At 53.6% G+C, this 14,838-nt stretch carries 15 protein-coding genes; 3 read left to right on the forward strand and 12 right to left on the reverse strand.

Features of this window, described 5'->3' with window-relative positions:
* Positions 1-49: 49 nt before the first annotated feature.
* The 5 genes from M4I31_RS21990 to dnaB form a co-directional block, all read right to left on the reverse strand.
* Positions 50-406 (reverse strand): MmcQ/YjbR family DNA-binding protein, encoded by a 357-nt coding sequence (locus tag M4I31_RS21990; protein WP_038636271.1) that lies wholly within the window; start codon positions 404-406, stop codon positions 50-52.
* A 126-nt stretch (positions 407-532) separates the two neighbouring features.
* Entirely contained in the window at positions 533-1,246 is a 714-nt protein-coding gene (aphA, locus tag M4I31_RS21995) for an acid phosphatase AphA (RefSeq protein WP_085049637.1), read from the reverse strand.
* 245 nt (positions 1,247-1,491) lie between these two features.
* Entirely contained in the window at positions 1,492-2,685 is a 1,194-nt protein-coding gene (gene tyrB, locus M4I31_RS22000; protein WP_085049636.1) for an aromatic amino acid transaminase, read from the reverse strand.
* A gap of 134 nt (positions 2,686-2,819) precedes the next feature.
* Positions 2,820-3,899 carry an alanine racemase gene (gene alr, locus M4I31_RS22005; RefSeq protein WP_085049635.1) on the reverse strand — a complete coding sequence of 360 codons (1,080 nt, stop codon included), beginning with the start codon at positions 3,897-3,899 and terminating at the stop codon, positions 2,820-2,822.
* A 145-nt stretch (positions 3,900-4,044) separates the two neighbouring features.
* On the reverse strand, positions 4,045-5,460 hold the full coding sequence (dnaB, locus tag M4I31_RS22010) for a replicative DNA helicase (RefSeq protein ID WP_003826610.1): 1,416 nt from the start codon (positions 5,458-5,460) through the stop codon (positions 4,045-4,047).
* A gap of 64 nt (positions 5,461-5,524) precedes the next feature.
* Here dnaB and M4I31_RS22015 point away from each other — a divergent pair, with 64 nt between their 5' ends.
* On the forward strand, positions 5,525-6,508 hold the full coding sequence (locus M4I31_RS22015) for a quinone oxidoreductase (protein ID WP_038642960.1): 984 nt from the start codon (positions 5,525-5,527) through the stop codon (positions 6,506-6,508).
* Between the two features lie 164 nt (positions 6,509-6,672).
* Here the strand turns inward: M4I31_RS22015 and pspG are convergent, their stop codons facing one another.
* The 3 genes from pspG to M4I31_RS22030 all read right to left on the reverse strand — a co-directional run bounded on the left by pspG (position 6,673) and on the right by M4I31_RS22030 (position 8,643).
* Positions 6,673-6,915, reverse strand: coding sequence for an envelope stress response protein PspG (gene pspG / locus M4I31_RS22020; RefSeq protein ID WP_016155352.1), 243 nt, complete (start codon positions 6,913-6,915; stop codon positions 6,673-6,675).
* Between the two features lie 134 nt (positions 6,916-7,049).
* Entirely contained in the window at positions 7,050-8,048 is a 999-nt protein-coding gene (gene dusA, locus M4I31_RS22025; protein ID WP_038636262.1) for a tRNA dihydrouridine(20/20a) synthase DusA, read from the reverse strand.
* Between the two features lie 106 nt (positions 8,049-8,154).
* On the reverse strand, positions 8,155-8,643 hold the full coding sequence (locus M4I31_RS22030; protein ID WP_085049595.1) for a cupin domain-containing protein: 489 nt from the start codon (positions 8,641-8,643) through the stop codon (positions 8,155-8,157).
* A 114-nt stretch (positions 8,644-8,757) separates the two neighbouring features.
* Between M4I31_RS22030 and zur the strand changes: the two genes are divergently transcribed.
* A complete protein-coding gene (gene zur, locus M4I31_RS22035) occupies positions 8,758-9,276 on the forward strand; it encodes a zinc uptake transcriptional repressor Zur (RefSeq protein WP_038636258.1) in 519 nt (172 codons plus the stop codon).
* 41 nt (positions 9,277-9,317) lie between these two features.
* Here zur and M4I31_RS22040 read toward each other — a convergent pair whose 3' ends face one another.
* From M4I31_RS22040 to M4I31_RS22055, 4 genes are all read right to left on the reverse strand, one after another.
* Positions 9,318-9,527: a CsbD family protein gene (locus M4I31_RS22040; RefSeq protein WP_085049594.1), complete on the reverse strand. Its 210-nt coding sequence runs from the start codon at positions 9,525-9,527 to the stop codon at positions 9,318-9,320.
* A 131-nt stretch (positions 9,528-9,658) separates the two neighbouring features.
* A complete protein-coding gene (gene dinF, locus M4I31_RS22045; protein ID WP_085049593.1) occupies positions 9,659-10,984 on the reverse strand; it encodes an MATE family efflux transporter DinF in 1,326 nt (441 codons plus the stop codon).
* Between the two features lie 131 nt (positions 10,985-11,115).
* Positions 11,116-11,724 carry a transcriptional repressor LexA gene (gene lexA / locus M4I31_RS22050; protein WP_003031703.1) on the reverse strand — a complete coding sequence of 203 codons (609 nt, stop codon included), beginning with the start codon at positions 11,722-11,724 and terminating at the stop codon, positions 11,116-11,118.
* 109 nt (positions 11,725-11,833) lie between these two features.
* Positions 11,834-12,202 carry a diacylglycerol kinase gene (locus M4I31_RS22055; protein WP_085049592.1) on the reverse strand — a complete coding sequence of 123 codons (369 nt, stop codon included), beginning with the start codon at positions 12,200-12,202 and terminating at the stop codon, positions 11,834-11,836.
* A 171-nt stretch (positions 12,203-12,373) separates the two neighbouring features.
* Between M4I31_RS22055 and plsB the strand changes: the two genes are divergently transcribed.
* The gene (plsB, locus tag M4I31_RS22060) at positions 12,374-14,794 is read left to right on the forward strand and encodes a glycerol-3-phosphate 1-O-acyltransferase PlsB (RefSeq protein WP_038636254.1); all 2,421 of its coding nucleotides are present in this window, start codon (positions 12,374-12,376) and stop codon (positions 14,792-14,794) included.
* Positions 14,795-14,838: the final 44 nt, after the last annotated feature.

Raw genomic sequence — 14,838 nt, forward strand, 5'->3', positions numbered from 1 at the left:
ATTTCTTGTAGGCCGGATAAGGCGCTTGCGCCGCATCCGGCAAAACAGATCAGGGCTGCGCCAATATCCGACGTTTATCTTCCGGCAGCGTGTTTACCGCCAGCTGATAAGAGGCATCAACCAGATAATAAATCTGCGAATCCGGCAGCGAGCCGTCCAGATACACCGTGCTCCAGTGCGCTTTATTCAGATGTCTGCTTGGTCGTACATCGCTATGCTGCTGACGCAGTAATTCCGCCAGTTCAGGGCTGGTTTTCAGAGAGACCGCCGGGCGTTCTTCTACCTCTTTTACCATGGCAAAGAGTACATCTTCGACTTTGATTTGTGTGGCTTTCCAGTCACTGTGCACGCTCTGCTCCGCGCCCGTTTTTGCCATGCAGTATTGCAGCAACTCCGAATTCGTCATCTTTATTCCCCTTACCAGCACTCGCCTAATGAGAACATCTTTTATTCAGTGTGCAGCAAGTCCGCAAAAGGTAAAAGCCGGTAACGCAAATTTGTTTAAAAAACCACCAAATAGCAGCCTGCGCCTTTAATACTCAGAATTTACGATCACCTCTTCACCAAACGCGCCAGCCTGAGGTAGCGGTTTATAGGTGGAGTTGGAAGCACGTAAAATACGAATACCGCGAATACCCACGTCGCGAGCGGCGGTGATGTCATTGTCAGAATCGCCGTAGAACATGCGCACGTTTTTATCCTGTAACCACTGCGTTTTGGTGTTCTGGCCCGGCTTGTCACCGGCAAAAATGACCGGATTCATATTGGCGGCCGGGATGTGAAAGTTATCAGCCAGCGTTTTCGATACCGTTTCAGTCTTCGTCGGGCTACGTCCGGTGACAAAGAAAATGCTATCGCCACGACGCACATGCATATCAATTAACTGGCGCGCCACTTCTTTTGGAATACTGAACTCGTCCCAGCCGTTGTTCATTTTCTCCCAGAAAGCCGGATTCTTCAGGTAATCTTCACTGTCCGGAGAGTACGTTTTCTTACCGCGCCAGAAGCCCGGACTGGAAAAAAGGACGGTATCATCGATATCAAACCCGACGGCCATCGGCGGGCGTCCAGTCAGACTGTTTTCAATTTGCGCCACGGAAACCCAGTGAATGGGGGCCTGCTCGGCGAGTTTTGCAACGTTGGTGCCTGGATTGAGCTGCGAGGGAGAAGAAACTAATGCCTGAGCAGACTGATTTAACGTGAACAATAAACAAACGGCACTCAGTGCCAACGTAAACTTGCGCATATTTTTCCCTAAGTAGTCAGTTAGTTATCATTTTTTTATTAACAACTGGTCAAAAAACTATCTGACCTTACCCCCTGAGGGGAGGGAAAGGAAGGATTTTCTCTGGTTTTGTTACAGAAAAAGAGCACGATCACACAGAAAAGCGTGCCTGATGGCGCTACGCTTATCCGGCCTACAAACGAAAAAAACCAATGCTCTTGTAGGCCGGATAAAGCGTTGACGCCGCCATCCGGCAAACCAGATTGTTACATAACGGCAGCAAAGGCCTTCGCCACGCGCTGCACGTTAGCGTGATTCAAACCGGCCACGCACATACGACCACTGGCAACCAGGTACACACCAAACTCATCACGCAGGCGATCGACCTGAGCAGCGCTAAGCCCGGTATAGCTGAACATGCCGCGCTGTTGCAGCAGATAGTCGAAGTTACGGCCAGGAATTTCAGCGCTCAGCACGTTAACCAGCTCCTGGCGCATTGCCAGAATGCGGGTACGCATCTCTTCGACCTCCGCCAGCCAGCTGGCTTTCAGCGCGTCATCACCCAGTACCGTAGCGACCACCTGCGCACCAAAGTTCGCCGGGCTGGAGTAGTTACGACGTACGGTCGCTTTTAATTGCCCGAGAACGCGGCTTGCCGCATCGGCGTCTTCACATACCACAGACAGCCCACCGACGCGCTCGCCGTATAAAGAGAAAATTTTAGAAAATGAGTTGCTGACCAGAGCGGGTAATCCGGCGCTGGCTATAGAGCGGATCGCGTAAGCATCGTCTTGCATTCCGCCGCCAAAGCCCTGATAGGCAATGTCGAGGAACGGGATCAGATCGCGCGATTTCAGAATCTCAATAACGGCATCCCATTGCGCAGGGGTTAAATCTGCACCGGTCGGGTTATGGCAGCACGGATGCAGCAGCACGATGCTGCGCGCTGGTAAGGTATTCAGCGTCGCCAGCAGGTCATTGAAACGTACCCCGTTGGTTTCATTGTCATACCAGGGGTAAGTACTCACTTCGAATCCAGCCCCTTCAAAAATCGCGATATGGTTTTCCCATGTTGGATCGCTGACCCATACGCCAGAGTCAGGGAAATAGCGTTTCAGGAAGTCTGCGCCAATTTTTAGCGCCCCGGAACCACCCAGCGTCTGAATGGTTGCGACACGCTGTTGCAGGAGAACCGGATGATCTGCGCCAAACAGCAGCGGCGCAATGGTATTACGATACGTGTTCAGACCTTCCATCGGTAGATACAGCGAAGCGCCATGCGGTTGGGCATTGAGTCGGGCTTCCGCCTCCGCCACCGCTTTAAGCTGAGGAATAATGCCGTCTTCGTTGTAGTACAGACCAATGCTGAGGTTCACTTTGTCGCTACGTGAATCTTCTTTGAATCGCTCCATGAGCGATAAAATCGGGTCGCCAGCGTAGGCGTCAACTTTTTGAAACACGAGGTGGTTCTCCAGGTTTACAGGCAGAGGATAAGAACACAATAAACCGGAAGCGGAAGAAGATCGAGAGGATGTTGCAGTTGGCGAGCATATTGCCGGATGGCGGCGTTCCGCCTGTCCGGCATATCATGAACTTAGTCGATATACTTCATCGCCACCCTTGAGGTCAGGCGCGTGATAAGTTCGTAAGCACTTACTTTCGTCATTTCAGCAATGCGTTCCACGGGCAAACCTTCACCCCAAAGAATCACTGAATCACCGGCCTTATCCTGTGCCTCAGGGCCTAAATCGACGCAGATCATATCCATCGCGACGCGACCAACGATCGGCACTTCACGACCATTGACCAGCACCGGTGTTCCAGACGGCGCCGCACGCGGGTAACCATCACCATAACCCATCGCCACCACGCCTAAACGCGTGTCGCGCTCGCTCTGCCAGGTACCGCCATAGCCGACCGGTTCGCCCGCTTTGTGCTCACGCACCGCAATCAGGCTGGAGGTTAGCGACATCACCGGCTGGCAGCCAAAATCGGCACCGATAGAGTGGTTTTCCAGCGGTGATACACCGTACAGAATCAGCCCCGGACGCGCCCAGTCGAAGTGAGATTGCGGCCACAGCAGAATACCACCGGATGCGGCAATCGAACGCTGCCCCGGTTTGCCTTCACAGAAGCTATTAAAGATATCGAGCTGCTTTTCAGTCGCGCCACACTCAGGCTCGTCCGCGCGTGCAAAGTGGCTGACGATATTGACCGGCTGGCGCACATTTTCACATTGCGTCAGGCGCTGATAAAACGCCTCGGCCTGCTCAGGACGCACGCCCAGGCGGTGCATGCCCGTGTCGAGTTTCATCCAGACGGTGACCGGCTCAGCCAGTTTTGCGGCCTCCAGGGCCTCGAGCTGCTCCAGGTTGTGTACGGCGGTATGCAGACGCTGCGCGGAGATAGTCGGCAGATCGGTGGCATCGAAAAATCCCTCCAGTAGCAGGATAGGCTGCGTGATGCCACCCGCGCGCAGCCGCAGGGCTTCTTCAAGACGAGCGACACCAAAAGCGTCCGCATCGGGGAGCGTTCGCGCGGTCTCTAACAGACCATGGCCGTAGGCGTTCGCTTTCACGACCGCAACCAGTTTACTGGCAGGAGCCAGTTCACGCAGACGTTGCAGGTTGTGTCGCAGAGCGCGGCGGTTAATAACTACAGTTGCCGCTTGCATGTGTATTCCTTAATAAAAGAATCTCCTAAATCATTCGTGTTGCAGAAAGGCGACAAGCCTGAGAATCCCCGGAAGCTTAGTAAACTAAGTGACCGGGGTGAACGGGCGAAGTCAACGCATCTGCAGCATGAAGGATGACGGAGATTTATTCGTCGTCGTATTGTGGGCCCGCATAGTTGTCGAATCGCGACCACTGTCCGTTAAAAGTCAGGCGAACCGTTCCGATCGGACCGTTACGCTGCTTACCAATAATAATTTCGGCGATGCCTTTTAAGTCGCTGTTTTCGTGATAAACCTCATCACGATAGATAAACATGATTAAGTCGGCATCCTGCTCGATGGAGCCGGATTCACGCAGATCTGAGTTGACCGGACGCTTGTCGGCGCGTTGTTCCAGAGAGCGGTTAAGCTGCGACAGCGCCACCACCGGCACATGCAGTTCTTTCGCTAACGCTTTCAGCGAGCGGGAAATTTCAGCAATTTCCAGCGTACGGTTGTCGGAAAGCGACGGCACGCGCATCAGCTGCAGGTAGTCGATCATGATAAGTCCGATACCGCCGTGTTCACGGGCGATACGACGGGCACGCGAGCGCACTTCCGTTGGCGTCAGGCCGGAGGAGTCATCAATATAGATGTTTCGTTTCTCCAGCAAAATACCCATTGTTCCGGAAATTCGCGCCCAGTCTTCGTCATCCAGTTGACCAGTACGAATTTTTGTTTGGTCTACGCGTGAAAGCGAGGCCAGGGAACGCATCATGATCTGCTCTGAGGGCATTTCAAGACTAAAGATAAGAACCGGCTTATCCTGCAACATCGCCGCATTTTCGACGAGGTTCATTGCAAATGTCGTTTTACCCATCGACGGACGCGCGGCGACGATGATGAGGTCTGACGGCTGCAAACCAGCGGTTTTTTTGTTGAGGTCGTCATAACCGGTGTTCACCCCGGTGACGCCGTCGTGCGGCTGCTGGAATAGCTGCTCGATACGCGCGACGGTAGCGTCGAGCACATCGGTAATGTTTTTCGGGCCTTCGTCTTTATTGGCGCGGCTTTCAGCGATTTTAAAGACGCGAGACTCCGCAAGATCCAGCAGGTCTTCACTGGAACGTCCTTGCGGATCGAATCCGGCTTCCGCAATTTCGTTCGCGACCGAAATCATGTCACGGACAACGGCACGTTCGCGGACGATATCCGCATAAGCGCTAATGTTGGCCGCACTTGGCGTATTTTTCGATAACTCAGCCAGGTACGCAAAACCGCCGACGCTGTCCAGTTGGCCCTGAACCTCCAGCGACTCTGCCAGGGTAATCAGATCGATGGGTTTTCCCATCTCCTGCAGGCGATGCATTTCCGTGAAGATATGCCGGTGCGGGCGGGTATAAAAATCCTCCGCGACCACGCGTTCGGCCACGTCATCCCAGCGTTCGTTATCCAGCATTAAACCGCCCAACACCGACTGTTCCGCTTCAATCGAGTGCGGCGGTACTTTCAGCCCGGCGACCTGGGGATCGCGCTCACGAGCATCAGTCTGTTGTTTGTTGAAGGGTTTATTTCCTGCCATAGTGAATGGAGTTACCGAGATAATGATTGGGTCGAAAGATTACCACATTTCTTTTGGAGGAAGCATGGCAACACGTATTGAATTTCACAAGCATGGTGGGCCTGATGTACTCAAGGCTGTGGAGTTTACGCCGGTTGACCCGGCGGAAAACGAAATCCAGGTCGAGAATAAAGCGATAGGGATCAACTACATCGACACCTACATCCGCAGTGGTCTTTATCCGCCGCCTTCTCTGCCCAGCGGTCTGGGTACCGAAGCCGCAGGCGTGGTCAGCAAAGTTGGCAGCAAAGTGACGCACATCAAAGCTGGCGATCGCGTGGTGTATGCTCAGTCTGCGCTTGGCGCTTACAGCTCAGTGCATAACGTGCCGGCTGATAAAGCCGCTATTCTGCCTAACGCTATCTCGTTTGAACAGGCAGCCGCCTCGTTTCTGAAGGGGCTGACCGTTTTTTACCTGTTGCGCAAAACCTATGAAATCCAGCCTGACGAACCGTTTTTATTCCACGCAGCCGCAGGTGGCGTCGGTCTGATCGCTTGTCAGTGGGCGAAAGCGTTGGGAGCGAAACTGATTGGCACCGTCGGCAATGCGCAAAAAGCGCAAATTGCGCAGCAGGCCGGCGCGTGGCAGGTGATTAACTATCGTGAAGAAAGCATCGTTGAGCGGGTAAAAGAGATCACCGGCGGTAAAAAAGTGCGGGTGGTGTACGACTCGGTGGGGAAAGATACCTGGGAGGCGTCTCTCGATTGTCTGCAGCGCCGCGGACTGATGGTCAGTTTTGGCAACGCGTCCGGACCCGTGACTGGTGTAAATTTAGGGATTCTTAATCAGAAAGGTTCGCTGTACGTGACCCGCCCCTCTCTGCAGGGTTACATCACCAACCACCATGAATTAACCGAAGCCAGCAATGAGCTTTTCTCGCTGATTGCCAGCGGGGTGATCAAAGTGGATGTCGCACCTGGTCAGACATTTGCGCTGCACGACGCGCAGCGTGCTCATGAAGTGCTGGAAAGTCGCGCCACGCAGGGATCGAGTCTGCTGATCCCGTAAAGAATTAGGGCTTCCCGCAGGAAGCCCTTTCTTTTTTTTAGTTCGGCTGTATGTAGGGTACAGCTCGATGAATTCGTTAACCAGGCAATAGTGACAGATTTGATAATCAATTCCTATTTGGTTCTAAAGGCAATGTTTCAGGTTGTGACGGACCACTCAATACCTTAGTAAAATCGGCGGTTATTGCGCTGATACTGTGGGACTTTTGGCGCTTTTATCGCCTTGATCACCCACACCACGGCAACGGCCAGTAACAGCCAGGGCAACAGTTTAATCATCAAGGCAAATAGCCCGCCCAAAAACATGACGACGGTGGCTACCACCAGCGCGGCCAGCACCCCCAGCAACGAGACGCCGGTGACCATCAGCATGATAAAAAATCCAATCACAAAAAGTAGTTCCAGCATGACTCTCTCCCGAAATAAAATACTCTCCATTCCTTTACAAGAAACATGCCAAAGTTAATCCACTGATTTATAAAACAAAAAACCCTGTGACAACTCACAGGGTGTGGTGAAATTAACTAACTTTTAGTGAGAAACTAACGCTTATCGGCCACCAGCTTCAAAGCATGTTCCAGGACGTTAATATCGGCTCCGGCTTTATGCGCGTTCTCACTCAGGTAACGACGCCACTGACGTGCGCCGGGGATTCCCTGAAACAGTCCCAGCATATGGCGCGTCACATGCCCCAGATAAGTACCCTGACTCAGTTCACGCTCAATATATGGGTACATGGCACGCACCACGGCGACCGGATCGGCATCATGAGTAGCGGCAGCAAAAATTTCGCGATCGACTGACGCCAGAATTCCAGGATTTTGATAGGCTTCACGCCCCACCATCACGCCATCCATATGTTGCAGATGCTTTTTCGCTTCTTCCAGCGATTTAATACCGCCGTTGATCGACATCGTCAAATGCGGGAAATCACGCTTTAACTGATAAACACGGTCATAATCCAGCGGAGGGATCTCGCGGTTTTCTTTCGGGCTTAACCCGGACAGCCAGGCCTTGCGGGCGTGAATGATGAACATCTCGCATTCGCCGTTGCCAGATACCGTGTTGATGAAATCGCACAGGAATTCGTAGCTGTCCTGATCATCAATGCCGATTCGGGTCTTCACCGTCACCGGAATCGACACCACATCGCGCATCGCCTTGACGCAATCGGCGACCAGTTGCGCATTCCCCATCAGACAGGCGCCAAACATGCCATTCTGTACGCGGTCGGAAGGACAACCCACGTTGAGGTTAATTTCGTCATAGCCCCGCTGTTCAGCGAGCTTCGCACACTGCGCCAGCGCAGCCGGATCGCTCCCGCCCAGTTGCAACGCGACCGGATGTTCTTCTTCGCTATACGCCAGATAATCGCCTTTACCATGAATGATCGCGCCGGTAGTCACCATCTCCGTATACAGCAGCGTCTGGCGGGACAGTAAGCGCAAAAAGTAGCGGCAATGTCTGTCCGTCCAGTCGAGCATCGGCGCGATAGAAAAACGATGAGCGGGAAAAGCGGTAGACTGAGATTCAGGCAGCATGGCGAATATTCAAGCATCCGGTTAAAAAAGGGGCGCTACTATAGCATAGACCGATGCGATAGTGCGCCCCATCATCGTGGCTCGCACAGCATATTCTCACAGAGCGTTATTTGCGCCCCGGCTTGCCGTCATGTGGGCCAAAAAACTGCGGCGGATGGTCAACCCAGCGATCCTCGCGCGTGGCGGCATAGACCGGGTTAAGCGGGTAATAAATGCGATTATTTTTTTTGTTTGCCTCACCCACGACCAGCAAGCGCACCTCTTCACTGGTGTTATTGATAAAGGTGTGGCACACCCCGGTTCCTGCCGGAAAACCGACGCTGTCGCCAGGTTCGAGCTTCCATAAATAGCCGTTAATCCAGGCTTCCGGATAACCTTCCAGCACATAGATAAACTCTTCTTCATCGCTTTCGGCATGAGGATAAGATGTGCGACGCCCCGGCGGCAGGCGTTCATGATGAATACCTAGTCTTCCTAACCCCAGTTTACGGGCAAGCGGCGCGCCAATAGCAAAAAGTTCATTGCTGTCGGGGTAGGTGGAGTCATCAGCCCCCTCCACCTCTCGCCAGTGGCGAATACAGTCGGGTCTTTTCATGTGGATTCTCCAGAATGCGATGCGTCAGGTATAGCACACAGAGGCGGATCTCGGCGTTTTAAGCAGAACATGATAAAGTAAGGGATTAACCTTTCACACAAATCGAGGCGCCAAATGGACAAAACCACCACGCAGGAGTTATTGGCTCAAGCTGAAAAACTCTGTGCGCAACGCAACGTGCGGCTAACGCCACAGCGCCTCGAAGTGCTGCGCCTGATGAGCCTGCAGGAAGGCGCCATTAGCGCTTATGACCTGCTCGACCTGCTACGGGAAACCGAGCCGCAGGCCAAGCCACCGACCGTTTATCGTGCGCTCGATTTTCTGCTGGAACAAGGTTTTGTACATAAAGTGGAATCGACCAACAGCTACGTGCTGTGTCACCTGTTCGATCAACCGACCCACAGTTCTGCGATGTTTATTTGCGATCGCTGTGGCGTGGTAAAAGAAGAGTGTGCGGAGGGTGTGGAAGACATCATGCATATGCTGGCGGCAAAAATGGGTTTTGCTCTGCGGCATAACGTGATTGAAGCTCACGGGCTGTGCCCGGCATGCGTGGAGGTTGAAGCCTGTCGCCATCCGGGCGAATGCCAGCATGACCACTCAATTCTGGTGAAAAAGAAAGTCGGTCGCTAAGCCAGAGAGCGTACATCCTTGTACTCTCAGGAGGGGACTAATTACCAGCGGTAATCGTTGCGGTTTTCCCAGTCAGTGACTTCTTTCTCCGCCTGATCTTTTGCATAACCGTAACGCTCCTGGACTTTACCGACCAGTTGGTCACGTTTGCCTTCAATGACCGTCATATCATCGTCGGTCAGTTTGCCCCATTGCTCTTTCACTTTACCTTTGAACTGTTTCCAGTTGCCGCCGACTTCGTCTTTATTCATCATCAAATCCTCATCGTTAGGTTGTGAATAGCCAGAGTATCTCGTCCAACTCCGCTATCTTTTCTGCTGGACGTGAGAATAAGTGTAGTCACTGATTCGGCATTCGATTCACTATTCAGAATTTTTAACCGTCAGGCTTCAACGAACCACGTCCCGTTGCGCCAGTGACGTCGCCAGATAAAGGCCAGCGAAAGCCCGCGCAGGGCAAGAAACACGGTGAGCGCCAGCCACAAGCCGTGGTTACCCAGCAGCGGTAAAGCCAGTAACGTTAATGCGAATCCCGCGGCGGCAACGGCCATGCTGTTGCGCATTTCTGCAGCCCGTGTTGCGCCGATAAACATACCGTCCAGCAAATAACACCAGACGCCAACCAGCGGCAAAATCACCTGCCAGATAAGATAACGATCGGCCAGCAGTTGAATCTGCGGGAGCGAGGTCAGCAACGCTATAATGTGCTCGCCAAACAGGGCATAAACCAGCGAAAACAGAATCGCCACAAGACCGGACTGTCGACAGGCTGCGCGCCAGACATCCAGTAACTGGCTGCCATCCCGTGCGCCATAGGCCTGACCAGAATGCGCTTCAACGGCGTAGGCAAACCCGTCCAGCGCGTAGGCGGTAAAGGTCAGCAGGGTCATCAGAACGGCATTTACCGCAATGATATCGCTCCCCAGGCGCGCGCCCAGCACCGTAATGGCACCAAAACAGAGCTGCAGCAACAGCGAGCGCAGCATAATGTCACGGTTAAGCGCCAGTAAGCGGCGGAAATTGCCACGCCAGGCCTGTTTCAACATTGCCAGCGAAATTCCGCGCATATGCAGGACTTTGCGTACCATTAACAGACCGATCAGCAAAGTGGCATATTCGGCGGTGACCGTTGCCAGCGCCGCGCCCTGCACGTTCATATGCAGGCCCATCACCAGCCATAAATCGAGCACAATGTTGAGAACATTACCGACAATCAGCAGGATAACCGGCGCCCGCGCATACTGAACGCCAAGCAGCCAGCCGAGCAGTACCAGATTCGCCAGCGAGGCGGGGGCGCTTAACCAACGGATTTCCAGGAAACGTCGGGCCTGCTCCAATACTGCTTCACTGCCGCCGACAATATGCAGAGCCAGATCGATAATCGGCGTACGAAACAGTGCGATAAGCAGCCCCGCCCCCAGCGCCAGCATTAGCGGCTGCACCAGCGCACGCGCCAGTGCCTGCGGATCTTTCGCGCCAAATGCCTGGGCGGTGAGACCTGTGGTGCTCATACGTAAAAAAAGCAGCAGCATAAAGAGAAAACTGGTCGCGGTGGCGCCAACGGCAACGCCGCCAAGATAGACCGGACTATCCAGATGACCAATGACCGCGGTATCGACCAATCCCAGCAAGGGAACGGTGATATTGGAGAAGATCATCGGTAAGGCAAGACGCCAGAGTGCTTTGTCGGAGGAGGTAAAGAAAGGCATGAAATAGCGCCTGAAAAGAAGTTAGAGGTACTGGAAGATGTTGCCCTGGCCCGGTAAGCGCAGTGCCACCAGGCGAGTTGCCGGATGGCGACGCAAACGTCTTATCCGGCCTACAGGGACTCAACAGAGTATTACAGCCATTCCCCGTTACGAATGACGCCTACCGCCAGCCCTTCAATAGTGAAGCTTTGCTCGCGCAGGTCGACCACAATGGGTTTGAATTCGCTATTTTCTGGCAGGAGTTCAACCTTGTTGCCCTGTTTTTTCAGGCGCTTCACCGTCACTTCGTCGTCAATGCGCGCAACAACAACCTGACCGTTACGCACATCCTGTGTTTTATGCACGGCCAGCAAATCACCGTCCATAATCCCGATGTCTTTCATCGACATACCGCTGACGCGCAGCAGAAAATCGGCGTTCGGTTTGAACAGTGAAGGATCGACCTGATAATGTCCTTCGATGTGTTGCTGCGCCAGAAGTGGCTCACCTGCCGCAACGCGACCGACAAGCGGTAAACCTTCTTCTTCTTCCTGCAACAGACGAATGCCACGCGATGCGCCGGATACAATTTCCAGCACGCCTTTACGCGCCAGCGCTTTCAGATGTTCTTCAGCAGCGTTTGGGGAACGGAACCCCAAACGCTGCGCGATCTCCGCACGCGTCGGTGGCATACCTGTCTGGCTGATGTGATCTCTAATAAGATCAAACACCTCTTGCTGCCTGGCCGTTAACGCTTTCATTCCGCCCCCTGGGTGTATATACAGTTATGCTGTGAGTATATACAGCTAAAGGTGATTTTGGAACCGCAAACTGCACAAAAAACAGGAGAATGATGAAGTTGTGGAATCTTTATCGCAAATGCGACCACAACAGGATGCTCCAGGTGATCAAGGCGACAAAAATCGACAGCAATACCGCCGCCGACCCCATGTCTTTCGCACGACCAGACAGTTCGTGGTACTCGGAACCGATACGATCAACCACCGCCTCAATCGCACTATTGAGGATTTCAACGATCATCACCAGCATCACGGAACCAATCAGCAACACGCGCGTAATGGCGTCGACGTCCAGCCAGCAGGCGATGGCAACGCCTAGCAGAACGGCAACGCTTTCCTGGCGAAATGCCGCCTCATTAATCCATGCGGCGCGAAAACCTTTCCAGGAATAGCCTGCAGCTTTGATAATTCGGGTGAATCCAGTGGTATTATTGGCCATCAAAAAGAACCTTTTTACATTATTAGCGTCAATGTCATTGTAACGTTACCCCGTTTGTTTCAGGGTGTGGCAAAGCAGCGCGAAGTATGACCGGATACACCAGAAATTCACTAAACTTTCTGATATCCTTGCAGCGCATTTGCATTATTAACCAGAGGCTTTACATCGTTTATGTCCGGCTGGCCACGAATTTACTACAAATTACTGAATTTACCATTAAGCGTACTGGTAAAAAGCAAGTCTATTCCGGCGGAACCCGCACCGGAATTGGGGCTCGATACTTCTCGCCCCATTATGTACGTCCTACCGTACAACTCCAAAGCAGACTTGCTGACGCTGCGCGCCCAATGTCTGGCGCACGATCTCCCGGATCCCCTGGAACCGCTGGAGATAGACGGAACTCTACTGCCGCGCTACGTGTTTATTCACGGCGGCCCACGTGTCTTCACCTATTACACGCCAAAAGAAGAGTCTATTAAGCTGTTCCATAACTATCTCGACTTGCATCGCAGCAATCCAGACCTGGATGTGCAGATGGTGCCGGTTTCGGTAATGTTTGGCCGTGCGCCTGGACGCGAAAAAGGCGAGGTCAACCCGCCGCTGCGTATGCTGAACGGCGTACAAAAATTCTTTGCTGTGTCCTGGCTGGGTCGCGACAGCTTTGTCCGCTTCTCCCCGTCGGTTTCCCTGCGTCGCATGGCGGATGAACACGGTACAGATAAAATTATCGCCCAGAAGCTGGCGCGCGTAGCGCGTATGCACTTTGCTCGCCAGCGCCTGGCCGCAGTCGGTCCGCGCCTCCCTGCCCGACAGGATCTGTTTAACAAACTGTTGGCCTCAAAAGCTATCGCGCGCGCGGTAGAAGATGAAGCGCGCAGTAAAAAAATCTCCCACGAAAAAGCGCAGCAAAATGCGATAGCGCTGATGGAAGAGATTGCCGCCAACTTCTCCTACGAGATGATCCGTCTGACAGATCGTATTCTGGGCTTTACCTGGAACCGTCTGTATCAGGGCATTAACGTTCATAATGCAGAGCGTGTACGCCAGTTGGCGCACGATGGCCATGAAATCGTCTATGTTCCGTGCCACCGCAGCCATATGGACTATATGCTGCTGTCGTACGTTCTGTATCATCAGGGTCTGGTTCCGCCGCACATCGCGGCAGGCATCAACCTGAATTTCTGGCCAGCAGGTCCGATCTTCCGCCGCCTGGGCGCGTTCTTTATTCGTCGTACCTTCAAGGGCAACAAGCTTTATTCCACCGTTTTCCGCGAATACCTGGGCGAGTTGTTCAGCCGCGGCTACTCGGTTGAGTACTTTGTCGAAGGCGGTCGTTCACGTACTGGTCGTTTGCTCGACCCGAAAACCGGCACGCTGTCGATGACCATTCAGGCGATGCTGCGCGGCGGTACGCGTCCGATTACCCTCGTACCGATCTACATCGGCTACGAGCACGTCATGGAAGTGGGCACGTATGCGAAAGAACTGCGGGGCGCGACGAAAGAGAAAGAGAGCCTGCCGCAAATGCTGCGTGGCTTAAGCAAGCTGCGTAATCTGGGTCAGGGTTACGTTAACTTTGGCGAGCCGATGCCGTTGATGACTTACCTCAACCAGCACGTGCCGGAGTGGCGTGAATCTATCGATCCTATCGAGTCTATCCGTCCTGCCTGGCTGACGCCGACGGTAAATAACATTGCCGCCGATCTGATGGTACGCATTAACAACGCAGGCGCGGCCAACGCCATGAACCTGTGCTGTACCGCGTTACTGGCTTCCCGCCAGCGCTCTCTGACCCGTGAGCAGTTGACTGAACAACTCGATTGCTATCTGAGTCTGCTGCGCAACGTACCGTATGCCCCGGATGCGACGGTTCCTGCGCAGAGCGCCAGTGAACTGATTGACCATGCCTTGCAGATGAACAAGTTTGAGGTCGAGAAAGACACCATTGGCGACATCATCATTCTGCCGCGCGAGCAGGCGGTATTGATGACGTACTACCGCAACAACATTGCGCATATGCTGGTTCTGCCTTCGTTAATGGCGGCCATCGTAACCCAGCATCGTCATATTTCACGCGCCGCGCTGCTGCAGCATATTGAAGCGCTATACCCAATGCTGAAAGCGGAGCTGTTCCTGCGCTGGGAGCGTGACGAACTCGCTGGCGTGATCGACGAACTGGCCAGCGAAATGCAGCGCCAGGGACTCATCACCCTGGACGATGACGAACTGCATATCAATCCGGCCCGCTCCCGTACGCTACAACTGCTGGCGGCGGGTGCTCGTGAGACGTTGCAGCGCTACGCTATTACCTTCTGGCTGCTGAGCGCTAACCCATCTATCAACCGTGGTACGCTGGAGAAAGAGAGCCGCACCGTGGCTCAGCGTCTTTCTGTCCTGCACGGCATTAACGCGCCGGAATTCTTCGACAAGGCCGTGTTCAGCTCTCTGGTGCTGACGCTGCGTGACGAGGGATATATCAGCGATACCGGAGATGCCGAACCGGAAGAGACGATGAAGATCTATCAGATGCTGGCCGAACTGGTCACGTCGGATGTGCGTCTGACCATCGAGAGCGCCACACAAGGCGAATAAGCATAAAAAAACCGGTCGAAATGACCGGTTTTTATTTTGCAGGC

The organism is Citrobacter sp. XT1-2-2 (genome assembly GCF_023516235.1).
Taxonomy (GTDB): domain Bacteria; phylum Pseudomonadota; class Gammaproteobacteria; order Enterobacterales; family Enterobacteriaceae; genus Citrobacter; species Citrobacter werkmanii.

Bases quoted from the DNA above. Each gene is read 5' to 3' on its own strand.
- M4I31_RS22055 (WP_085049592.1), bottom strand. From the start codon at position 12,202: ATGGCCAATAATACCACTGGATTCACCCGAATTATCAAAGCTGCAGGC.
- plsB (WP_038636254.1), top strand. From the start codon at position 12,374: ATGTCCGGCTGGCCACGAATTTACTACAAATTACTGAATTTACCATTA.
- aphA (WP_085049637.1), bottom strand. From the start codon at position 1,246: ATGCGCAAGTTTACGTTGGCACTGAGTGCCGTTTGTTTATTGTTCACG.
- zur (WP_038636258.1), top strand. From the start codon at position 8,758: ATGGACAAAACCACCACGCAGGAGTTATTGGCTCAAGCTGAAAAACTC.
- pspG (WP_016155352.1), bottom strand. From the start codon at position 6,915: ATGCTGGAACTACTTTTTGTGATTGGATTTTTTATCATGCTGATGGTC.
- dusA (WP_038636262.1), bottom strand. From the start codon at position 8,048: ATGCTGCCTGAATCTCAGTCTACCGCTTTTCCCGCTCATCGTTTTTCT.
- M4I31_RS22040 (WP_085049594.1), bottom strand. From the start codon at position 9,527: ATGAATAAAGACGAAGTCGGCGGCAACTGGAAACAGTTCAAAGGTAAA.
- M4I31_RS21990 (WP_038636271.1), bottom strand. From the start codon at position 406: ATGACGAATTCGGAGTTGCTGCAATACTGCATGGCAAAAACGGGCGCG.
- dinF (WP_085049593.1), bottom strand. From the start codon at position 10,984: ATGCCTTTCTTTACCTCCTCCGACAAAGCACTCTGGCGTCTTGCCTTA.
- dnaB (WP_003826610.1), bottom strand. From the start codon at position 5,460: ATGGCAGGAAATAAACCCTTCAACAAACAACAGACTGATGCTCGTGAG.
- M4I31_RS22030 (WP_085049595.1), bottom strand. From the start codon at position 8,643: ATGAAAAGACCCGACTGTATTCGCCACTGGCGAGAGGTGGAGGGGGCT.
- alr (WP_085049635.1), bottom strand. From the start codon at position 3,899: ATGCAAGCGGCAACTGTAGTTATTAACCGCCGCGCTCTGCGACACAAC.
- lexA (WP_003031703.1), bottom strand. From the start codon at position 11,724: ATGAAAGCGTTAACGGCCAGGCAGCAAGAGGTGTTTGATCTTATTAGA.
- M4I31_RS22015 (WP_038642960.1), top strand. From the start codon at position 5,525: ATGGCAACACGTATTGAATTTCACAAGCATGGTGGGCCTGATGTACTC.